At 65.1% G+C, this 19,858-nt stretch carries 21 protein-coding genes; 4 read left to right on the top strand and 17 right to left on the bottom strand.

Going from position 1 to position 19,858, the window contains the following annotated elements:
• The first annotated feature begins 28 nt into the window (after positions 1-28).
• Positions 29-1,351: a Smlt3024 family type IV secretion system effector gene (locus tag ACZLHH_RS14295; protein WP_180845096.1), complete on the top strand. Its 1,323-nt coding sequence runs from the start codon at positions 29-31 to the stop codon at positions 1,349-1,351.
• Positions 1,352-1,460: 109 nt separating this feature from the next.
• Here ACZLHH_RS14295 and ACZLHH_RS14290 read toward each other — a convergent pair whose 3' ends face one another.
• The 8 genes from ACZLHH_RS14290 to ACZLHH_RS14255 all read right to left on the bottom strand — a co-directional run bounded on the left by ACZLHH_RS14290 (position 1,461) and on the right by ACZLHH_RS14255 (position 8,715).
• Positions 1,461-1,658, bottom strand: coding sequence for a hypothetical protein (locus tag ACZLHH_RS14290; RefSeq protein WP_032128612.1), 198 nt, complete (start codon positions 1,656-1,658; stop codon positions 1,461-1,463).
• 116 nt (positions 1,659-1,774) lie between these two features.
• Positions 1,775-2,152 (bottom strand): EF-hand domain-containing protein, encoded by a 378-nt coding sequence (locus ACZLHH_RS14285; protein WP_180845095.1) that lies wholly within the window; start codon positions 2,150-2,152, stop codon positions 1,775-1,777.
• Between the two features lie 26 nt (positions 2,153-2,178).
• Entirely contained in the window at positions 2,179-2,574 is a 396-nt protein-coding gene (locus tag ACZLHH_RS14280; RefSeq protein ID WP_180845094.1) for a hypothetical protein, read from the bottom strand.
• A gap of 90 nt (positions 2,575-2,664) precedes the next feature.
• A complete protein-coding gene (locus ACZLHH_RS14275) occupies positions 2,665-4,629 on the bottom strand; it encodes a MacB family efflux pump subunit (protein WP_180845093.1) in 1,965 nt (654 codons plus the stop codon).
• Positions 4,626-5,816, bottom strand: a complete 1,191-nt coding sequence (locus ACZLHH_RS14270) for an efflux RND transporter periplasmic adaptor subunit (RefSeq protein WP_180845092.1) — start codon at positions 5,814-5,816, stop codon at positions 4,626-4,628. Before ACZLHH_RS14270 ends, ACZLHH_RS14275 begins: the two co-directional genes overlap by 4 nt.
• A gap of 135 nt (positions 5,817-5,951) precedes the next feature.
• Entirely contained in the window at positions 5,952-6,368 is a 417-nt protein-coding gene (locus tag ACZLHH_RS14265) for a hypothetical protein (RefSeq protein WP_180845091.1), read from the bottom strand.
• A gap of 323 nt (positions 6,369-6,691) precedes the next feature.
• Positions 6,692-8,041 carry a sensor histidine kinase gene (locus ACZLHH_RS14260; protein WP_180845090.1) on the bottom strand — a complete coding sequence of 450 codons (1,350 nt, stop codon included), beginning with the start codon at positions 8,039-8,041 and terminating at the stop codon, positions 6,692-6,694.
• Positions 8,041-8,715 carry a response regulator transcription factor gene (locus tag ACZLHH_RS14255; RefSeq protein WP_049398287.1) on the bottom strand — a complete coding sequence of 225 codons (675 nt, stop codon included), beginning with the start codon at positions 8,713-8,715 and terminating at the stop codon, positions 8,041-8,043. Before ACZLHH_RS14255 ends, ACZLHH_RS14260 begins: the two co-directional genes overlap by 1 nt.
• A 208-nt stretch (positions 8,716-8,923) precedes the next feature.
• Between ACZLHH_RS14255 and ACZLHH_RS14250 the strand changes: the two genes are divergently transcribed.
• On the top strand, positions 8,924-9,205 hold the full coding sequence (locus ACZLHH_RS14250) for a hypothetical protein (protein ID WP_180845089.1): 282 nt from the start codon (positions 8,924-8,926) through the stop codon (positions 9,203-9,205).
• Positions 9,206-9,261: 56 nt separating this feature from the next.
• Here ACZLHH_RS14250 and ACZLHH_RS14245 read toward each other — a convergent pair whose 3' ends face one another.
• Together ACZLHH_RS14245 and ACZLHH_RS14240 are read right to left on the bottom strand one after the other, a co-directional pair.
• Positions 9,262-11,403 carry a TonB-dependent siderophore receptor gene (locus ACZLHH_RS14245; RefSeq protein ID WP_180845088.1) on the bottom strand — a complete coding sequence of 714 codons (2,142 nt, stop codon included), beginning with the start codon at positions 11,401-11,403 and terminating at the stop codon, positions 9,262-9,264.
• A gap of 73 nt (positions 11,404-11,476) precedes the next feature.
• On the bottom strand, positions 11,477-12,121 hold the full coding sequence (locus ACZLHH_RS14240; RefSeq protein ID WP_180845087.1) for a TetR/AcrR family transcriptional regulator: 645 nt from the start codon (positions 12,119-12,121) through the stop codon (positions 11,477-11,479).
• 82 nt (positions 12,122-12,203) lie between these two features.
• Between ACZLHH_RS14240 and ACZLHH_RS14235 the strand changes: the two genes are divergently transcribed.
• A complete protein-coding gene (locus ACZLHH_RS14235) occupies positions 12,204-13,727 on the top strand; it encodes an FAD-dependent monooxygenase (RefSeq protein ID WP_071227587.1) in 1,524 nt (507 codons plus the stop codon).
• A gap of 8 nt (positions 13,728-13,735) precedes the next feature.
• Here ACZLHH_RS14235 and ACZLHH_RS14230 read toward each other — a convergent pair whose 3' ends face one another.
• From ACZLHH_RS14230 to ACZLHH_RS14200, 7 genes are all read right to left on the bottom strand, one after another.
• Positions 13,736-15,439, bottom strand: coding sequence for a hybrid sensor histidine kinase/response regulator (locus tag ACZLHH_RS14230; RefSeq protein ID WP_071227588.1), 1,704 nt, complete (start codon positions 15,437-15,439; stop codon positions 13,736-13,738).
• A 182-nt stretch (positions 15,440-15,621) separates the two neighbouring features.
• The gene (locus ACZLHH_RS14225) at positions 15,622-15,870 is read right to left on the bottom strand and encodes a hypothetical protein (protein ID WP_005410137.1); all 249 of its coding nucleotides are present in this window, start codon (positions 15,868-15,870) and stop codon (positions 15,622-15,624) included.
• 97 nt (positions 15,871-15,967) lie between these two features.
• Positions 15,968-16,213, bottom strand: a complete 246-nt coding sequence (locus ACZLHH_RS14220) for a hypothetical protein (protein ID WP_032128602.1) — start codon at positions 16,211-16,213, stop codon at positions 15,968-15,970.
• 125 nt (positions 16,214-16,338) lie between these two features.
• Positions 16,339-16,608, bottom strand: a complete 270-nt coding sequence (locus ACZLHH_RS14215) for a hypothetical protein (protein WP_049422469.1) — start codon at positions 16,606-16,608, stop codon at positions 16,339-16,341.
• Positions 16,609-16,694: 86 nt separating this feature from the next.
• Positions 16,695-17,339, bottom strand: a complete 645-nt coding sequence (locus ACZLHH_RS14210; RefSeq protein WP_132810397.1) for a hypothetical protein — start codon at positions 17,337-17,339, stop codon at positions 16,695-16,697.
• 133 nt (positions 17,340-17,472) lie between these two features.
• Positions 17,473-17,949: a hypothetical protein gene (locus ACZLHH_RS14205; RefSeq protein ID WP_180845086.1), complete on the bottom strand. Its 477-nt coding sequence runs from the start codon at positions 17,947-17,949 to the stop codon at positions 17,473-17,475.
• A 93-nt stretch (positions 17,950-18,042) separates the two neighbouring features.
• Positions 18,043-19,281, bottom strand: coding sequence for an NADH:flavin oxidoreductase/NADH oxidase family protein (locus ACZLHH_RS14200; protein WP_032128599.1), 1,239 nt, complete (start codon positions 19,279-19,281; stop codon positions 18,043-18,045).
• An 89-nt stretch (positions 19,282-19,370) separates the two neighbouring features.
• Between ACZLHH_RS14200 and ACZLHH_RS14195 the strand changes: the two genes are divergently transcribed.
• Positions 19,371-19,850: a MerR family transcriptional regulator gene (locus ACZLHH_RS14195; protein ID WP_049422464.1), complete on the top strand. Its 480-nt coding sequence runs from the start codon at positions 19,371-19,373 to the stop codon at positions 19,848-19,850.
• Positions 19,851-19,858 lie beyond the last annotated feature (8 nt).

Here is a 19,858-nt window from a genome sequence, read left to right as displayed (position 1 = left end):
GTGGTTCAGGGAAGAGAAGGGGTAAGGCATGAGTGGATTGACCGAACACGATCTCAGAATCCTTGGCAGCTATGCCAGAGATGGCAACCGCGAGCTTTACTGGAACTACCTGTCGCAGCTGCCGGGCGCCGATGGGTACGGGACACTGGCGCTGGGTGTTGTACGCAATGACAGCCTGCCGGGGCGCGTAGCGAACAGCTATGCACAGAGCTACGCGAAGACCCAGCAGGAAGAGGGATCCCGTTTCTCGAATGCACAGTTGACCGAGCGGCAATGGGAGTCCTTCGGGCAGACCCTGCTCGAAAGAGATCTTGAACTGCGGCGGCAGTGGATGAACGAACGCCGCCCAGACCTGGCACTGAATCTTCCCGGCAAGGATGTGATGCTGGCCCACGACCGGGCATTTGAACGGCATGAGCTCGATCCCAACTGCTGGACGCCGCGCGTGCTGCTGCAGGCGGCGGAGCAGAAGAGCGGCCCCGAGAAGCTGGAACAGATCTGGACCAACATGCTCAACAACGACTACGCCGGAGGCCCCCGCGTAGGCAACACCAGCGTCGATGCCATCAGCCAGATGGGATGGACGAAGGGCGGCCAGTACCTGACCCGGTTGAGTGTGCTGGAAGCCACCCAGGCCCTGGAAGGGCGCTCGGCGGTCGATCCGAACATCATCGGTGGCAACAGCTATTACGCGATGTACTTCGAAGCGGACAGAAAATGGGCAAGCGTCAATGCGGGCGGCGGTCACATGTCGCTGCGCGAGATCACCGATCCCGCCCGTATCGCTGAACTCAACGACGCGCGCGAGGTTCGTCTGGAACGCCAGGAAAAACGTACCCAGTTCCACCCGGACGACCCGTATCGGACCATTACCCGCAGCCCGCTGACCGCAGCGGCGGACGACGTGCCGGATCCCTCACAGGCGCCGACCCGCCTGGCGGACATCGGCCCAGGCCATCGGGAGTACGCACTGATGCAGCAGGTGCGCGAAGGCGTTGCCGCGATCGATGCCAGCGCCGGGCGTACCCACGATGAGAACAGCGAGCGTCTTGTGGCGAGCGTGATGGCCTTGGCCCGCCGCAACCAGCTTGAACGCGCCGATCACGTGCTGCTGAGCGCCCAGACGGCCGACACTCCCGCAGGGCGGAACGTGTTCGTGGTGCAGGGCGAGATGAACGATCCCGCCCACCTGCGCGTTTCAATGCCCACAGATGTAGCAGTGCATACGCCGGTTGCACAGTCGTTGCAGCAGATGGAAGCCGCCAGTCTGGAGCGGCAGCAGACCGCCGGGCAACACCAGCAGGATATCGAAGTGCAGGCGCGCGAAAATAACGCGATGCGGATGGGATGAAATCACTCCGCCCACGCGTATGGAACCTCTTCAGTAGCAAGGGGCAGCGCCTGGCAGCCAATGCCAGCCCCCGCAATGGGGGCCGGCACACATCACGGCAGTGCGTGACTTACGGGATGGTGCAGCCGCTGTTCCGCAGGCAGCGGGCAAAAGCCGGGTAGCACACCTTCTCGCCATTGCCCGCTGCGAGGCAGGCCTCGTAGGCGGTGTAGCACGGGGTACAGCGGGACTGCGCGGAGGCACTGCCGATTCCCAGGGTCAGTGCAGCAGCCGCAATAGCAACAGACAGCTTGAATCCAATCTTCATGCTTCACTCCGTTGATAGCCCTCCTTGGGCACCTCGGAGGCTAACGTGGGAAGAGGGTGTATTCAACCCGCACCGAGCCCCGGATGGGTATCCATCTTCAGCGCCCCGCCCTGGATTTACTTTGTTGGTGCGTCTGCAGTCTGAGCGGCAACCATGGCCTGTTGCATTTCCTTCAGCGACAGATAGCCATCACCATCGGTGTCCAGGCCCGCGAAGTACTTCGCGATCTCCGGCACCACGTTGGCTTCCTCCTTGCTGATCCTGCCGTCTTTGTTCCTGTCCATCGCGGAAAACGCGGCGTCGATGGAATCGGCCTGCTTGCTGAAACGTTCCTGCTGAAATGTCGCGTACTCTGTCTTCTCGACGCGTCCGTCGTTGTTGGCATCCATGGCGGTGAATGTGGCGTCGATGTAGGCCTGCTTCGGGTCGGTCGGTGAGGCCTGGGCCAGCAACGGGGCAGTGCACAGGGCGATCAACAGAGTGATCCTGGTCATGGGGGATTCTCCTTGAAAATTGCAGATCAGCGGCAGGGATAGGTGTAGCCGTCGGAGCCGCGATAGGTGTCGTTGCGGCGGTCGTAGTTGCCGTAGCGGTTCATGCAATAGTTGGCGCGCTCGCGGGTCTCGCGCTCGCGTTTGGCGGCAGCGGCAATCACGCCGGCCACCACCGCTGCACCTACCACGCCCACCACGACACCGGCGGTCTTGGCATCGTGCCGGCGCTCGCGTTCGCGCTCATGATTCCGCTCACGTTCGCGCCGTTCCCATGCATCGCGCTCCCGATCGCGGTAGTCCTGGTTCCACTGCGGGTTGTAGCGGTCGCCACGCTGCGCATGGGCGTCGCCGGCGTACGGCATCAACACCAGCTGCGCAGCGACCGCCAGAATCAGCGCGGTTCTTCCTGTCTTCAGAAACATCGTCCAGCTCCTGTGCGGACATCGTTGGTAGCCGTAGTACACCCTGCAGACATTGCGCGAACCTGCCGTCAGGGCGAGCAATTGCAGCGGCTATCGAACCAGCGCCTCCACAGGATCCAGCTGTGCGGCACGGCGTGCCGGCAGGAAGCCGAAACCAACGCCGATCAGGCTGGAACACACGAATGCAGCCAGAATCGAATTGACGGAGAACACCAGGCTGAAGCCCGCATCGGCCAGCTCCATCACCGCGCCCAGCGCCAGCGCCACGCCGATGCCGAGCACGCCACCGAGCAGGCAGACCAGCACCGATTCGATCAGGAACTGCTGCAGGATGTCGCTGCGTCGCGCGCCCACCGCCATGCGCACGCCGATCTCGCGGGTTCGCTCGGTCACCGAGACCAGCATGATGTTCATGACCCCGATTCCGCCTACCACCAGTGCGATGGCAGCGATGGAGCTGATCATCATGGTCAGGATGCCGGTGGTCTGTTCAATGGATATACGGATCTGCGCGTTGTTGCTCATGTAGAAATCGGTGCTGCCGTGGCGGCGAGTCAGCAGTCGCGCGATGGCCTGCTCAGCCGCTTCCATGCTGATCGCATCCGAGACGCGCACGGTGATGCTGGAGACGTGGCTCTGCCCCAGCACGCGCGCCATTGCGGTGGTGTAGGGCAGCCATACCCGCAGCAGCGATGCATCACCGGCCGCACCGGCGTCCTTCTTCACCACACCCACCACGCGCACCGGAACATTGCCCAGCAGCAGGGTCTGCCCGATCGGGTTGTCGATCGCGGCGAAGAAGCGTGCGCGGGTATTGGCGTCGATCACCACCACCTGCTGGTAGCCGGCCACGCCGGGTGGACCGAAGAAGGCGCCCTCGCCGAGCTTCAGGCCATGCACGCGGAAGTACTGCTCGCTGACGCCCTGCACCTGCACGCTGGCAGAGCGGCTGCCGCGCAGGGCGGTGCCGCTGGTGGCAACACCCGGGGTGGCGCTGTCCACGAATGGCTGCCGGGCCAGGGCCACGCTGTCGCCGGGGGTGAGTGTTTCCACCCGCGCCGAGTGCAGGTCGCCAAAACCGGAACCGGGATAGATCTCGATGGTGTTGGTACCCAACGAGGAGATGTTGGACAGGATGGCCTGCCGTGCACCGGTGCCCAGTGCTACCACCGCCACGACCGAAGCAATGCCGATGATGATTCCGAGCATGGTCAGGAAGGTGCGCATGCGGTGGGCGTTCATCGCGCGCAGTGCCATGCGGAAGGCTTCAGCGAACCGGTCCCGCCAGACCTGCCAGCCGCTGCTACCCACGGATTGGGGCGCGGCTGGCGTCGCCACGCCCGCTGCCAGAGCAGTACCGGTTGCACGATCATCCACGATCCGCCCATCGCGGATTTCGATGATGCGCTGCGCATGCTCGGCCACGGCCATGTCATGCGTGACCAGCACCACGGTATGGCCCTCGGCGTGCAGCTCGCCGAGTATCTTCATCACCTCTTTGCCGGAATGCGTATCCAGCGCACCTGTGGGTTCGTCGGCGAAGATCACCGCGCCACCATTCATCAGCGCACGCGCAATCGAAACGCGTTGCTGCTGGCCGCCCGAGAGCTCGCCAGGGAGATGCTGCATGCGCTCGCCCAGACCCAGCCGCGACAGCAAGGTGGCTGCCCGTGCATGGCGTGCTTCGGCGGGCATGCCGGCGTAGATCGCAGGCACCTCCACATTGCTCAGTGCAGTCAGATCGGTCAGCAGGTGGTAGCGCTGGAAGATGAAGCCGAAGTGCTCGCGGCGCAGTTCGGCCAGTTCATCAGGCGACATCTGCGCGGTCTCGCGCCCGGCGATCTGATAGACGCCGGCGGAAGGGCGATCCAGGCAACCCAGGATGTTCATCAGCGTGGACTTGCCCGAACCGGATTGGCCTACGATGGCCACCAGTTCACCTGCGTGAATATCCAGGTCGATGCCGTCGAGTACCACCAGTGTCTGCTCGCCCGCGGCAAATTCACGGCGTACGCCCCGAACGCGCAGCAGTGGCTCGGTCATGGTCGTACTCATTTGGGCTGAGCGGGTGCGCTGGTGGCTTCGACGTTGGCCTGCGCCAGCACGACCTGTTCGCCTTCGTTCAGCCCGTCGCGTACTTCCACCTGGATCTGGTCATCCAGCCCGGTGGTGATGCGCCGCGTGCTGGCGCGGCCGTCGGTACCACGGACCTGCACGCTGTAGCTGCCATCGACGGCGCGCGCACCCAATGCGGCCGAGGGAATGGTCAGTACGTCGTTGGCGCGGCCCAGCACGATGCGAACCTGCGCGGTCATGTAGCTGCGCAGGCGGCCATCGGCGTTGCCCACGTCGAACTGGCCGTTGTAGTACATGGCCGTGCGGCTGCCACCCGACACCGCCGGTGCGGCGAGGCTGGAACTGTCTTCGTTGGTGATCGATTCCGGTGCTGGCGCTATATCCCGAAGCCTGCTGCTGTAGCGGCGACCGGCATCACCAAGAATGGTGAAGAACGCCTCCTGCCCAACAGCGGTGTGTACGACGTCAGCCTCGGAGATCTCGGCGTACACCGTCATCACGTCCTGATTGCCCAGCATCACGATGGTCGGTGCGCTCTGCACCGCATTCACGGTCTGCCCCTGGCGCGCGACCACGGCCAGTACGGTGCCGTCGGTGGGGGCGGTGATGCGGGTGTACTCCAGATTGGTCTGCGCGACATCGACGTCGGTCTGTCGACGCGCAACTTCACCGTCCAACGCGGCGATCTGTTCACGGGTGGCGTCGACCTTGGCCTTGGCTGCATCGAAGTCGGCGCGGGCCACCAGCTGCGCGGCAGCCAGTTGCTGCTGCCGATGCAGTGTCAACTCGAACTGGCGCAGGTCGGTCGCCAGTGCATCGCGGTTGGCGCGCGCGGTGCGCTGTGCGGCCTGCGCGCTCAGCAATGCATTGCGCTGCGTGCGCGAATCGATATCGGCGATGGGATCGCCGGCTTTCACTTTGTCGCCCAGTTTCACATGCAGGGTGTCGATGCGGCCGGAGACCTGCGCGCCCACGCTTACCAGTCGCGAGGGCTTCAGCGTGCCAGTGGCTTCCACCACCTGTTCGATGCTGCCGCGAACGACCGGCGCAACCTGCAGTTGCGGAGGTGGTGCGGGCCGCAACCATGCAAACAGAATCAGCGCGCTGCACAGCAGGGCGGCAGCAATCATGAGCGTCCGGCGGCGCTTGCGTGGTGCGGCGCTCATCGTCGCAGCATCCAGTAGAGACAGGTCATCGCGGGTCCTCGTGGCAGAAGAGACACACGTCTGGCGTGGCAGACGGGGTTGGCCGTCGAGTCTCGATGCGCTGGGTTGCGTGAACCTTGCGGGGCTGTCGCTGTGTCAGCGTGCGGCAAGAAGGGCGAGCAACGCTACGGCGATGAACTGCAGGGCGCTACCGAGAACCAGCAGTGCGTTGCGCAGCCGGTGACCTGACAATCGCGCAGCGAAGAGTTGACTCACCACGCCGGCCAACAACCAGAAGAATGTTGGAACAGGCAGCTTCGTCATTCCTGCACCGATGGCGATCAACAGCGCGCTGGCAATCATTATCCCAGCGGCATGATCATCCAGAGCGCGCAGCAGTGGTGGCATCGGGCGCGAGGTTGCCGCGCGCCATGCCGCCAACCCATGCAGCGCGGCATGCACGGCAACGAACAGGAGCACGGCAGCGGCCGCCGCTGCGCTCGCGTGCCGATACGTTGAAGCGACCAGTGCAATGCCGGGCAGCAGCAGGAACAGGGCGCCGAACAGCCGCATCAATACACCTGCGCGCTCGGTTTCGGGAACCGCCCGCAGCCAATGCGGCCAATGTTCCAGGCCGAGCGCGCGGCCAGTGCGCGGGTGGCGATTCCATGCGGCAGCGGTAAGGCCCGGCGAATTCCGCGGTGGCACAGTGCGCGTGGAAGAGGACGGTGGCGGAACTCCCTGGGTCACATGCAGGCTTCCTGTCAGATCGGAACGCGGTGGCACGGCAGGTGCCACACCCCGATGCTGTCCAGCGAACATTGCCGCAACCTTGCCTGTCCTCGCTACCGGCATCGCATGGACAGGTGCCAGTTACACAGGTGCACGCGGTGTGTTCAGTGCTCCAGCGGTGGCGCGCTGGTCACGCCCGGGTGCAGTGGAAACTCAACACGGATCAATGCACCACCGCCAGGCGCATCCAGAATCGTGACGTGGCCGCCGTGGCGGTCGATCACCTGGCGCACCAGGTTCAACCCCAGGCCTGCGCCTGTCTGCCGTGGCCGCAGCCGCTGGAAGGGTTCGAAAACCCGTTCGCGCTGGTCGACCGGTATGCCGGGGCCATCGTCCTCGACCTCCAGGCAGCTGCCCTGAACGCGCACGATGATCTGGCGTCCGCCATGTTCGGCAGCATTCAGCACCAGGTTGGAGATTACCCGCTCCACTGCGCCGATCTCGCCGAACACCGGGAAGTGCGATTCCATCGCCACGGCTACGGTCTTGTCCGACTGGATCAACAGCGGCGCCAGATCGGCGGCCACCCGTTTGGCCACCCGCGCCAGGTTGATGGTTTCCTTCGGCCCGTCTTCGTCCATGCGGTGCAGATCCAGCAACTGCTCTGCCAGCGTCGCCAACCGTGCCACTTCCACGGCCAGGTTGCGCGAGGTGGCGTCGTCGGCCGCATCGACCTTCACCCTCAGAATCGCAATGGGGGTGCGCAGCTCATGCGCGGCGGCGGCGATGAAGCGGCGTTGCCGCTCGTGCCCCTCGTCCAGCCGCTCCAGTGCTTCATTCACCGCCGTCACCAACGGAGCGATCTCCACCGGCACCGCGGTTTCTGTCAGGCGGACACCGCGCCGACTGGCGGAGATGTTGCGGGCTTCCTGGGCGATGCGCTCCACCCCGGCCAAGGCTCGTCTCACGATGATCGGTGTCAGGACGATGGTGGCCAGGCCCAGCAGCAGGAAGATCGGCAGGGTGATGATGTGTGCCGCCAACGCCATCTGCCAGGTCAGCGTATCGGTTTCGCCATGGGCCATGATGGTCAGCTTGCCGGCCGGCCCGCTGTGCTGGCGGACCACGACGGCCAGGCCATCGCTGCGGTCGCGCCCGCGCAGGTCGCCAAAGGGGATGCCATCCAGTGCGCCAACCAGCGAGGCATAGGCCGGCGGCACAGGCCCGAACGTAACGTGGTGGCCGTGCTCATCCTCGGCGATGAACCATGCACCGGGAACCACCTTCAGCAGTTCGGCCAGTTCCGGCGTGTTCTGCACGTAGAGGTCGCCATTGCGGTCGCGGTGCACCGCGTCGGCCGCCACCGGCGCGAAGGTCTGGATGGTGTAGTAGCCACCGCTGTCGGCACGTATCAGCACCATCAGCAGCGCGAAGAACGCCACCAGCAACGCCAGCAGCTGATAGATCAGCGTCTTGACGATCAACGGGCGCTTCAGCGAGGGACGGCGCGCCATTACTTGGCTTCCCGCATCAGATAGCCGACGCCGCGGATGGCGTGTATCTCCACTCCTGCATCGGCATCGGCCAGCTTGCGGCGAAGGCGCGAGACGTGCGAGTCGAGTGTGTTGGAATGGATGCCGTCATCGAATCCATACACCGCCATTTCAATCGACTCGCGCAGCACGGTGCGCCCCAGCCGCCGGGCCAACGCGGTCAGCACACGGATCTCGCGGCGCGGCAGCTCAAGCCGTTGCCCGCCCACACTGGCTTCACCCGATGCCGGGTCGAACACCAACCGGCCAATGCTCACCAGTTCCACCTGCATGCCGCTCGGCCGGCGCCCTGCAGCGCGGATGCGGGCGAACAGTTCCTCAAGTGCGAAGGGCTTGGCCAGATAGTCGTCCGCTCCCTCATCCAGGCCGGCGATGCGGTCCGGTAGCTGCCCCAGCGCGCTCAGCACGATGATCGGCACCCCGGGGTTGCGCTCACGCAGCAGGGAAATCAATCCCAGCCCGTCACCGTCGGGCAGGGTGCGGTCCAGCAGCACCAGATCGTGCGAACCGCACAGGGCCGCTTCGCGGGCCAGTGCCAGCGTGTTGGCCAGGTCCACCACGTAGCGCTCGCGCTGCAGGGCGGATTTCAGGGTGGCGGCCAGTTCGGCTTCGTCTTCGATCAGCAGGATGTGCATCGGCAGGGCTTGGGCAGGAAGGGCGTGGCAGGGCGGTCCGGCACGCGCCGGCACCGTATTACAGGAACATTGCGTGAACATGGCGTGCCTTCCCGATCTTCCGCACGGCTGTGGTGACGCAGGAAACACGCTGTCGGCGCAAGGTTCGCGCAATCCAGGCACTCCAGCCTTGGCGCCCACTCGCTGCCCCCCAATCCCTGGAGTACCCATGAAGTTGTTCGTTCCGTTGTTGCTCGTGGCCGCGTTGAGTGGCTGTACCACCGCGAAGATGACCGTTACCCCTGATGGCCGGCGCGGCGTCTCCTTCGACTGCAGCGGCTCCAGTTCCTGGAGTGGCTGCTACGAAAAGGCCGGACAGATGTGCCCAGGCGGCTATGTAGTCTTCAGCAAGGATGGCGACGACGGCAACGCCATCGCGGTGGGCAACAAGAATGGCTTCACTTCCACCCAGATGGCCACCCGCTCGATGCTGGTGGCCTGCTCGCACTGACACCCACAGGGGAGGTGGGTTGCCACCTCCCCATCATCACCGCCCCCAGCCCTGCGTCAGAAGCTGTAAGCGGCCTGCACGTACACCCGCCGCGGCTCACCCGGGAAATGCCCGTTGCGCGCGATGAAACCGCTGGCTGCATATACCTTGTCGAACAGGTTCTTGACGTTGGCCTGGAACTGCCACTGCTTCCATGTGGTCTTCCAGCTCATGTCGAACACGGTGTAAGCCTTGACCGTCTGCCCGTCCAGACTGACGCGCTCACCTACATGGTCAGCACCAAAGCCGATGGCCGAATTGATCGACGGCAGGTCGTAGCGCGTCCACAGCCCCAGCTTGTTGCGCGGCGCATTGGCGAATCGGTCGCCGGAAGCGTTGGTGATGCCATTCGGGCCTGCATCCTTCACCCGCGCATCGTTGTAGGCGTAGGTCAGATTCAGCACCCAGCGCTCGCTGAGGTCGGCCAGAAGGTCAAGCTCCATGCCGGTACTGCGCACCAGGCCCAGCGCGGCCAACTGGTTCACGCCACCGTTCACTTCGCCGGTGGCCTGCACGATATTGCTGCGGTCGATCCGGTAGGCGGCCATGTTCAAGGTCACACGGTCGGCCAGCAGGGACTTCATGCCCACTTCCCACTGCTTGCTGCGCTCGGCATCGAACGGTCCGCCAGCGGCCGGATTCTGGTTGGCGGCACTCTGCGGCACGAAACCACTGGCCACGTTGGCGTAGACATTCAGGCCCTCGCGCACGGTGAACGTGCTGCCCAGCCGCCAGCTGAGGTCGTTGCCGTCCACACTGCTGCCGGCAATGCGGTCGTCGTCCTTGAAGCCATCCCAGCGCAGCCCGGCCAGCACATGCCAGCGTGTGCCCAGTGCCAGCTCGTCCTGCAGATAGCCGCCATAGCGCTTGCTGCGGGTGGACGTGCTGCGCCAGGGCAGGGCCGCCAGGTTGTAGTCGTGCCAGGTACTGGCGCCGTACACGGGATTGAACAGGTCGATACCGCGCACCGGCCCCGCTCCACGGGCAAGGTCGGCGCTGTTGGCGGTCTGCGCAGTGAAATCCGCATCCAGCTGGTACACATCGGCACCGAACAACACCTTGTGCTCAACCGCGCCGGTGGTCACCCGCCAGACTGCATTGCCGTTGGCAGTGAATGCTTCGTTGTCGCGGATCTGGTTGCGCAGCTGGCGGGTCATCCACTCGGCCACGCCATCGCGGTCACGATCGATCAGGCCCATCGGCTCGTGGTACATCTGGTGCTCGTTGTTGCTGAACCAGCGAGCGGCGAAGTCCACATCCAGATTGTCACGTGGTGCGAAGCGGTACTGCGCCAGCGCCACTTTGGCGCGCATGTCGAGGAAGTCGCTGGCCTCGTTGTGGTTCCAGCGGCGGTCGGTCAGGAAGGTGCCCGCATCATTCACCGGCACGCCGCGCAGGCGGTTGCCGCCGAGGTTCTGGGTGATGTCGGTGAACTGCAGCACCAGCTCGCCGGTCTGGCCGATGTCGAAGGCCAGCGAGGCGTCGCCGATCACGCTTTCGCTGTCGGTGTTCCAGCGCACGCCCTTTTCATTGTCGGCATACAGCCCGGCGCGATAGCGCACGTTGCCGGAGGCATTCAACGGCCCGGTACCCTCGATCGATCCGGCACGAAAGTTCTTGTCGCCCAGCTGGATCTCGATGTTGCGTCCGGCACTGGCTTTCGGTTTGCGGGTTACATAGTTGATGACGCCGCCTGCATCACCACCGCCATACAGCGCACCTGCCGGTCCCTTCAGCACTTCCACGCGCTCGATGTTGAACAACTGCGGGACCGAGAAACCTGCATACGGGTCGCCGCGCAGGCCGTCATACAGCACGTTCTCCTGGCGGAAGCCGCGCAGGGTCACCCCGGCATAGCTGAAGTAGCTGATGCCGCTGATGCTGCGATAGAGGTCGGTCACCTGACGCGCGGCCTGATCGTCGATCAGTTCACGCGGGATGACCTGGATCGATTGTGGGACCAGCTCCAGCGGTGTATCCGTGCGGGTGCCGACCGCAGCATCGTCCACCCGGTACAGGGTCTGTGCACGTCCGCGAACTTCGACCTTGTCCAGGTCCTTTGGCGCGGCCGTGGAGGGCTCGACAGCATGGGCAAGGGTTGCCAGGGGCAGGGTCAGTGCCAGGCACAAGGCGCGTTGCAGGGGCATTGGAAAAGGCATCGGGAGAGGGGGTGTGTCTGCAAATGAGAAAGATTAACATTTGCAACACTTCGTGACCTATCCCCCGAATGCGTTATGGACGCGCGCCGGGGTCCGTATACGGGGTGCCCGCCAAGGCCACCAGTACCCCGGTGGCGCCACGCACGATCAGCTGCAGCATGGCCTCACGGGGGTCCTCGCCCTGCAGTTGGCTTGCCAATCCCTTCTCATAGGCCGCCACCATCGACGCCAGCAGCATGGCCGCGCCCAATCGCGCTTCGGCGTCATGTTCTGGCCGGCCGGCAGCGTCGGCCATCAATCGCGCCAGGTCGTCAGTCAACTGCGCCTGGAACCGTCGCGCGTGCGCGACCAGTACCGGGCTCTCCGCCACGGTGCCCCAGAAGGCGGCAGCGCCGGCATTGATGCGCAGCAGCGGATGGCCAGCCTCCAGCAACTCGCGCACCAGCGACTGGAAGGCCGCCAGCGGGGTCATGCCGCTGCGCGCCATCATGCCCTCGCGCAGCAGCATGCGCGCCTCCTCATCGCGATCGAACACCAGGTCTTCCTTGCTGGCGAAGTAGTTGAAGACCGTCTTGCGTGAGACGCCCGCGGCTTCGGCGATTTCGGACATGGAGACGGCCTCGAAGCCACGCCGGATGATCAGCTCGGTGGCGACGTCCGAAATCGCTTGTCGGGTCTCGGCCTTGCGTTGTTCGCGACGACCTTGAGGCGGGGTCATGGGCGGTTCACTTGTGGAAACGTACACCGAGTGTAACATTTGACCCGCCAGAGCGCCGACCCGGCGCTCACAAGGATTCCCCATGCTGTACGACGTCGTCATTGCCGGTGCTGGCCCGGTGGGCCTGTTCCTGTCCTGTGAACTGGCCCTGGCCGGGTGTTCAGTGCTGGTGCTGGAACAGGCCAGGTCCGCCGGTTCGCCGTTGAAGCGCTTGCCATTCGGGCTCCGCGGCTTGAACGCCCCTACGCTGGAGGCATTGGATCGGCGCGGCCTGTTGGACGCGGTCGCCGCGACGCAGGTGCTCAAGCCCGACAAGGGCGCGCCGCCGCCCGGCACCGCCCATTGGCTGGCGCAGCCGCGTGCGCTGGGTGGGCACTTCGCGGGTATTCCATTTGCACTGGACGATGTGGACCAGACGCGCTGGAGCTGGCGCCTGCCGACACCGGTGGGCACCCAGATGGCGGTGGAGCTGCAGGCCCTGGAAGCGGTGTTTGCCGAACGTGCGACTGCGCTGGGCGTGCGCATCGAACGCGGGCGTGCGGTACAGGCGGTGGATGCGCACGAGGCGCAGGTTGCCGTGCACACCGGCTCCGGCAGGGTCCACGGCCGCTGGCTGGTCGGTTGTGATGGGGCCCGCAGCACGGTACGCAAACAATCGGGCTTCCTCTTCGCTGGAACCGGGCCAGAGTTCACCGGTTACACGCTGCTGGTCGAACTGGCAGATGGGTGTGTACTCACACCAGGCCGACAGTTCACCGATCACGGGATGTGCAATTTCAACCCGCCAGGCATGCTGGCGCTGGCCGATTTCGATGGTGGCGCCGGCCATCGCACGCCACTGGACCGGCTCACCGCGCAAGCGTTGCTGCGGCGGGTGTCTGGCCGCGAGGCAACGATCACTGCATTGCACCTGGCTACGACATGGACCGATGCTGCGCGCCAGGCGACGGCCTATCGCAGCGGACGTGTGCTGTTGGCAGGTGATGCCGCGCACATGCATTCGCCGTTGGGCGGCCAGGGACTGAACCTCGGCATCGGCGATGCGATGAACCTCGGTTGGAAGCTGGCCGCCGTGGCGCGGGGCAAGGCCGATGAGGCGCTGCTGGACAGCTATCAGGCGGAGCGCCATCCGGTGGGTGCCAAGGTGCTGGACTGGTCGCGCGCGCAGGTTGCGCTGATGCGACCCGGGCCCGGTTCGCGCGCACTGGCAGCGATCATGGCCGACCTGGCCGGCACCCGCGATGGGGCCACGTATCTGGCCGAGCGGATCTGGGGTGTTTCGCAGCAGCTGGATCTTGACGGAGACCACCCGCTGGTCGGCAGGAGCGCGCCGGATTTCCGGTTGGTCGATGGCCGCCGCCTGGGCGAACTGCTGAGAGCGGGGCAGGGGGCGCTGCTTGTTTTCGACCCGGCGTCTTCGCCGCCGCAGCATGGCCAACGCTGGCAGCCTTCCATCGCCTGCGCCGCAGATACTGGGGATGCGACATCGGGCCTGGGGGCGGTGCTGGTGCGCCCGGATGGCATCGTTGCCTGGGTCTGTGGCACACGGGGGGATATGTCCGGCCTTGATTCAGCGCTTGCTTCCTGGACCGGTCCGACCCGGTGATCTGCCCGCTAATGCGCAGTCACCATCGTCTGCGAGCGACAGCTGGCCTCGGTCATCACCAAGGCCAGCTGCTTCAGTGAGTAGGGCTTGCGCAGCAGCGTGAAACCGTGGCCTGGATCGCGGGCCAGCAGTTCGCTGTAGCCACTGGTGAGGATGATCGGAAGATCGGGCAGGCGGCTGCGGATGGTGCGGGCCAGATCCAGCCCATTGGTCCCGGGCATGACCACGTCGCTGAACACCACGTGGAAACGCGCAGCGTCGCGCTCGAGCTCCGCCAGTGCTTCGTCGGCATTGCGCGCGAGTACGACGTTGTACTCAAGCTCGCGCAGCGCACCGACTGCAAATTCGGCCACATCCACATTGTCTTCCACCACCAGCACGCACAATCCGTGACCATGCAGCAATCCCGGTTGCGCGGTCGGCAGCTCGATGGAGGCGTTTGCCTGCGCCAGCGGCAGATACAGCGTGAAGCGCGTACCGACACCGGCCTGGCTCTGTACGTCCACTTCGCCCTCGGACTGCTTGACGAAGCCGAACACCTGGCTGAGGCCAAGCCCGGTGCCCGCGCCCACTCCCTTGGTGGTGAAGAATGGCTCGAAGATCCGGTCCACCACGGACGGATCGATGCCGGCACCGGTGTCGCTGACGCTGATCGCAGCGAAGTTGCCTTTCATCGGCGCCGCGAACCGTACGGAAGGCACCGATGTCAGCTGTTCCACATCGATCGTCACCTTGCCGTGGCCGTCAATGGCGTCGCGCGCGTTCACCGCGATGTTGATCAGTGCGGTGTCGAGCTGGGTCCGGTCCAGCAGCACCGGCAACGGGGCGTCGGGCAGGTTCACCGACACGGAGATGCGTGCGCCCAGCACTGTGGTGATGATGTCCGAAAGCGCGCGTACGCTCTCGCAGAGGTCGAATACCTGCGGCGACAGGCTCTGCCTGCGCGAGAACGCCAGAAGCTGGGCGGTCAGGCGAGTGGCGCGGTCAGCGGCGGTTTCGATCGCCTGTACATAGCGCAGGCGCGTATCTTCGGCCGGCCAGGTATGCAGCAGCATGTCCACGGAACCGGTGATGACCTGCAGCAGATTGTTGAAGTCGTGGGCAACGCCGCCGGTCAGCTGGCCGATGGCCTCCAGCTTCTGCGACTGCCGCAGCTGTTCGCGGGCGCGTACCAGTTCAAGATGGGCCTCGCGTGCCTGCTCGGTGATGGCCGCTACCTGGCGGGTGTGCCGGTCGCGTTCGATCACCCGCTCGGTCTGCTCGCTGACCATGCAGATGATGCCGGCCACGCCTCCGCAACCGGCACGCAGCGGCGAGTAGGAGAACGTCCAGAATGTCTCGCGCAACGTGCCATCACGGTCCATCATCAACGGCATGTTCTTGAAACTGCGGCTCGTGCCGCCAAAGGCGTCGTTGACAGCATCGACGACGTCGGCCCAGACGTCCGCCCAGACGTCTTCCAATCGGCTGCCCATGGCGCCGTGCAGCTTGCCGCCCAGCATCGGCAGGTAGGCATCGTTGAAGAAGAACGCCTTGTTGTCGCTGCCCCATGCGATCCACAGCGGCTCCGGAGAATCCAGGATCATCGCCAGCAGAGCGCGAAGTTCGGGAGGAGCGTTGATCGCGTCGGTGGAACGGGCCCAGTCGCTGTCCTGCAGCAGTCGGTAGGCGAGTTGATCGGGTGCCGAGACAGGAAGGGGGAAGGGATGCATGGCCGTGCGCGAAGAAAGGTGCCGCAGCTTAGCCGAGGTGATGTCATTGCGCCCTGCACAGCTCCTTTGCCCTGGCTGTCATCGGCCCTGCGCGGCGGACGAGGTGGCTCACGGGGCGCCCTCTGACTGCACCATCATCCCTGCGCCAACAGCCTGCGTCGTGGCACCGTCGTATTGCAGCCTCAGACACCAAGAAGCGAATTCACCTGCCAATCGGCAACCCGCGCATGGCTCACCGCCTGATGACTGCCGCATCCGTCGCAGCGGAACAAGGCGCCGCCGGGCAGCTGGACCAGATTGTCTTCGCTGGCCGAGCGGGTTTCAGAGCAATGCCGGCAGATGACAGTGAGCGCCGTAATGCGCTCCACCCCGCCAGACAGGTCGAACACAGCTTCAAAGGCATGGATGACAGGGTGACCAGTGGCCGGCATCGGGAAAGTCGTCGTGATGGGGAGGCCTTATCCTGCCCCCCCGATCGTGACGGGCTGGTCATCCGCATGCATTGGAACGATCAAGATGCCCGGCGGCTCAGAGATCCTTCTTCTTGCCGCTCAGGTCGATCGGCCTGTCACTGCCCTTGCGCTCGCTCGACCACACTTCCATGCTCTTGTTGCAGCGGCTCTCGCGGGCAGCCACTTCGCGCGGCAGGTCCTTCAGATGCGGCGACTCCTGGCAGGCCTGATGCATGTTGCTGTCGTCATAGGTTGCACAGGCGCTGAGCGAGGCCAGGGTGATGGCGGCGAGGGAGGTGCGGAGCAGGGGCTGCAGGTTCATGGGAGGGTCTCGGGTGGTGCCGGGCTGGCCATGGAATTCAAATCCGTGACACCGGGCGCAGACAATCCGACCAATCACACTTGTTATTCTGTAACAGATGCGCGATAGTCCGGCGCCTGCTGCTGTCAGGCGACGCAGATCATCAGCATCATGCTCAGCGCCAGCATCAGCACGAATACGCGCCGGCTGAGCGCAAGGCAGGCCAGGCAGGCGGCCAGTGCCCAGGCAGCCAGCAGCGCGCAGGCCAGCAGCCACAGCCCGATCACAATCAAGGATCCGGTCGCCAGCGCCGACAACGCGATGGCCTTGTACAGAGCCACGCCCAACACGCTGCCGAGCACTCCCGCCTGCAGGGCAATGGCATCGTGATGTGCGGGGGCAGGCGCGTGAAGCATGGTGGCTGGATGGTTCCAAGCGTGAGCGGCGCGCGTACTGTGCCCGAATGCACATCCACGCCATGTGTACTTCGCCGACGACGTAATCAGTGACGGCGGCGCGACAGCAATAGCCCAATGCCCACCACGGGCACGATTCCAAGCATCGGTGCTTTGTACAACGGCCAGCCCTGCAGTACGCCCGTGATCACCAGTGCCGCCGTCGCCAGCAACAGGACCGCACCCCAAGCGCGTGCGGGCCAGGCACCGAAGAAGTGGCGACGTTGCGGAGCGGCGGCAGCATTGGCGGGCCGCTTCGCGAGAGCCTCTGCCAGCGCGTCCCGGAAGGTTGAGAATTCATGCGTCGATGCCCGTGTGCGCTGGAGCAGCACGCTCGGTCCATCGATCAGGGTCAGATCAACATGATCGTCCAGGTTGTAGGACCGGATCTGCTTGAACGGGAGAGGAGCACGGTGCTGGAATACCAGACGATCATGTTCCAGTGCCACCCGGTCCCGTCGAGGGGGATAGACAGCGAAGGCGAGGATCAACGCCGACAGCGTGAAAACCGCTGCCGCACCCAGTGCGGTGAGAAGTCCAAGTTCGGGTGCGCGGGCGAACAGGAGTATTGCCAGTGGTACGGCCCCGATGGCAAACATGGCGTACTGGTGATAGCGCCTGAAGATGCGCACTTCACTGTCGATCTTCCGGGGCCGGGCGGGGAGGCGGGAGTGGGCGATGGGTAACTTCATGGACTGTGTTCGATCACGGCTTTCCGGCAAGAGAGGGTCGCGTCGCGTTGCAATGAAGTCCATGCAACTATTTCGAATCCACCCGTGCTGGACCTCTGTGTGAGTCCTCGTGCGCCTTCCCCCACGCATCTGCTCAGTCGAACTCACCCTCGGCCGTTTCCAGCCGTTGCCGGTAGGCAGCGCGGTGCTGATACAGGCGCTGGCATTCGGCCGACCTGTGGATGCGGCTGCCGGGTTCGTTGGCTACCGAGTCGCACATCCGCGCAATATGATTGTTCTCTGCCAGCTCGGTGACGAAGAACACGGCGGTGATGCCGGTACCGAGCAGCACCACGTAGAGCAGGCGGCTGAGCCAGCGTGACAGCTTGCGCTCGAAGTGCTGCTGGATGGTCAGGTCGAAGCGGATGATGCTGAGCACAATCCAGATGATCGCGACCAGGAAGCAGAGCGTGGGCAACAGGCCGCGCCAGAGCCCGGCCTCGTAGACCGATTCGTTGTAATGGACGGCAGCCCCGGCACCGGCGATGGCGATGGCAAGTGCCCAGTTGCGGCCCAGCGAGAGCAGGTCATCGAGCAGCTTCTCGCGGTTCCTGGTTGATCCTGCTGCCACGTGGGTTCCATCTCCATGCTGCGACCGGCGACGGACTGCCGCCGGCCCTGCAGATGGTGGAGCATCGCTGCGGCGATGAGAAGACCGCGCGGCTCAATGTGCGATGGCGCGGGCGCTGATCCAGCGCCGGTAGCGGCGGGTCCGACACTTTGCGGCCGCCTGTGCCAGCAGCAGTGCCCACGCCGGTGAAACTGTGGGTGCGGTGGGGCGGCGCCGGCTCAACCGGCCCAGCTGATACTTCACTGCCGCCATGTGCGCGCTGGCCGCCAGCGGCTTGCTGCGCCAGTTGATGTTGCGCAGCGTCGGCACCGGGTCGCGGCCCTGCTGCCAGTGCTGTGGCAGATCCGGCTCGATCGCCAGTGCGGTGGCGATGCCGACCATGGCCACGCCGCTGGCCAGCACCTGTTCTGCCACCTCGCGGCGGCGGATGCCGCCGGTGACCATCAACGGCATCGTTGCCACCGTGGCGATCTCGCGTGCGAATTCGAGGAAGTACGCTTCGCGGGCCACGCTGCGATCGTCGCGTGCGGCGCCGGTCATGGCCGGTGCTTCATAGCTGCCGCCGGACAGTTCGACCAGATCCACACCGAGGGGGGCCAGCATCTCCACCACGGCGCGCGCATCCTCGGGCGAGAAACCGCCGCGCTGGAAATCGGCGGAATTGAGCTTCACCGCCACCACGAACGTGGGCGCTACCGCCGCGCGTACACCCTGCACGATCTCCAGCAGCAGGCGCGCACGGTTTTCCAGGCTGCCACCCCACTGGTCCTCGCGCCGGTTCGACAACGGCGACAGGAATTGGCTGAGCAGGTAGCCGTGCGCGGCATGGATCTCCACGCCACTGAAACCGGCGCGCTCCGCCAGTTCGGCACTGCGGATGAAGCGCGCGATCACCGAGTCGATGTCGTCCTCGGTCATCGCCTTCGGCGGTGCGAACTGCTTGGACAGCGCGCCCATCTGCAATGCAACGGCCGAAGGCGCGAGCGCGGGTTGACCGAGTGCGGCCGGCATCTGCCGCCCCGGGTGATTGATCTGCATCCACATCTGCGCACCCCGCGAGCGGGCAGTGTCCGCCCAGGCAGTGAAGCGGTCGAGGTGGCGGTCATCCTCCAGTACCACGCCGCCGGGCCCAGTCATGGCGCGCCCATCGACCATCACGTTGCCGGTGATGATCAGTCCGGCGCCGCCGTCGGCCCAGCGCTGGTACAACTGCAGTAGCGCTTCGGACGGAGCGTGGTCAGCGTCGGCCATGTTTTCCTCCATCGCCGCCTTGGCGATGCGGTTGCGGATGACGGCACCGGAGGGCAGTGCCAGGGGCGAGAACAGCGACATCGGACAGCTCCAAGACAGGGGAATGGGGCTACGCTAACCTTCAAGTTTGATTGAAGGTCAACAGGCTTCCATGTCGAGGGTTCAGGCAGATGAAGATCGGTGAGCTGGCCCGCCGCACGGGCCTGGCAGCGTCGCGCATCCGCTTCTACGAAGAGGCCGGGTTGCTGGTGGTCCAGCGCCAGGCCAACGGCTACCGCGATTATCCGGAGCAGGCGGTGCTGCTGCTGGAACTGATCACCGGTGCGCAGCGCGCCGGTTTCAGCCTGGAAGAGATCCGCGCGCTGTTGCCGCCGGACATGGGCCAGTGGCAGCACGAGGCACTGATCACGATGCTGCAGCAGAAGGTGGCCGACATCGAGGCGCTGCAGCTGCGGCTGGCAGAGAGCCGTGCGCACCTGCTGGCCCTTATCGAGGACATCCAGGCGCGGCCGGAGGGCATTGATTGCGCGGCCAACTCGCGGCGGGTGCTGGACCGGGTGAAGCGTGGTGAGCTGGCGCGGCCGACGCTGGCGGCCGGCGATGTGGCGATGCTGCGACCGGATCGCCGCCGCCGCATGGGCCGCGACTGACGATCCGG

The sequence above is a fragment of the Stenotrophomonas sp. 28608_Sma genome (assembly GCF_056486185.1).
The sequence above is the reverse complement of the archived record's forward strand: the minus strand, read 5'-3'. Positions and strand labels throughout refer to the sequence as shown.

Coding starts and splice junctions, on each gene's coding strand:
- ACZLHH_RS14295 (WP_180845096.1), top strand. CDS start 29: ATGAGTGGATTGACCGAACACGATCTCAGAATCCTTGGCAGCTATGCC.
- ACZLHH_RS14290 (WP_032128612.1), bottom strand. CDS start 1,658: ATGAAGATTGGATTCAAGCTGTCTGTTGCTATTGCGGCTGCTGCACTG.
- ACZLHH_RS14285 (WP_180845095.1), bottom strand. CDS start 2,152: ATGACCAGGATCACTCTGTTGATCGCCCTGTGCACTGCCCCGTTGCTG.
- ACZLHH_RS14280 (WP_180845094.1), bottom strand. CDS start 2,574: ATGTTTCTGAAGACAGGAAGAACCGCGCTGATTCTGGCGGTCGCTGCG.
- ACZLHH_RS14275 (WP_180845093.1), bottom strand. CDS start 4,629: ATGAGTACGACCATGACCGAGCCACTGCTGCGCGTTCGGGGCGTACGC.
- ACZLHH_RS14270 (WP_180845092.1), bottom strand. CDS start 5,816: ATGAGCGCCGCACCACGCAAGCGCCGCCGGACGCTCATGATTGCTGCC.
- ACZLHH_RS14265 (WP_180845091.1), bottom strand. CDS start 6,368: ATGCGGCTGTTCGGCGCCCTGTTCCTGCTGCTGCCCGGCATTGCACTG.
- ACZLHH_RS14260 (WP_180845090.1), bottom strand. CDS start 8,041: ATGGCGCGCCGTCCCTCGCTGAAGCGCCCGTTGATCGTCAAGACGCTG.
- ACZLHH_RS14255 (WP_049398287.1), bottom strand. CDS start 8,715: ATGCACATCCTGCTGATCGAAGACGAAGCCGAACTGGCCGCCACCCTG.
- ACZLHH_RS14250 (WP_180845089.1), top strand. CDS start 8,924: ATGAAGTTGTTCGTTCCGTTGTTGCTCGTGGCCGCGTTGAGTGGCTGT.
- ACZLHH_RS14245 (WP_180845088.1), bottom strand. CDS start 11,403: ATGCCTTTTCCAATGCCCCTGCAACGCGCCTTGTGCCTGGCACTGACC.
- ACZLHH_RS14240 (WP_180845087.1), bottom strand. CDS start 12,121: ATGACCCCGCCTCAAGGTCGTCGCGAACAACGCAAGGCCGAGACCCGA.
- ACZLHH_RS14235 (WP_071227587.1), top strand. CDS start 12,204: ATGCTGTACGACGTCGTCATTGCCGGTGCTGGCCCGGTGGGCCTGTTC.
- ACZLHH_RS14230 (WP_071227588.1), bottom strand. CDS start 15,439: ATGCATCCCTTCCCCCTTCCTGTCTCGGCACCCGATCAACTCGCCTAC.
- ACZLHH_RS14225 (WP_005410137.1), bottom strand. CDS start 15,870: ATGCCGGCCACTGGTCACCCTGTCATCCATGCCTTTGAAGCTGTGTTC.
- ACZLHH_RS14220 (WP_032128602.1), bottom strand. CDS start 16,213: ATGAACCTGCAGCCCCTGCTCCGCACCTCCCTCGCCGCCATCACCCTG.
- ACZLHH_RS14215 (WP_049422469.1), bottom strand. CDS start 16,608: ATGCTTCACGCGCCTGCCCCCGCACATCACGATGCCATTGCCCTGCAG.
- ACZLHH_RS14210 (WP_132810397.1), bottom strand. CDS start 17,339: ATGAAGTTACCCATCGCCCACTCCCGCCTCCCCGCCCGGCCCCGGAAG.
- ACZLHH_RS14200 (WP_032128599.1), bottom strand. CDS start 19,281: ATGTCGCTGTTCTCGCCCCTGGCACTGCCCTCCGGTGCCGTCATCCGC.
- ACZLHH_RS14195 (WP_049422464.1), top strand. CDS start 19,371: ATGAAGATCGGTGAGCTGGCCCGCCGCACGGGCCTGGCAGCGTCGCGC.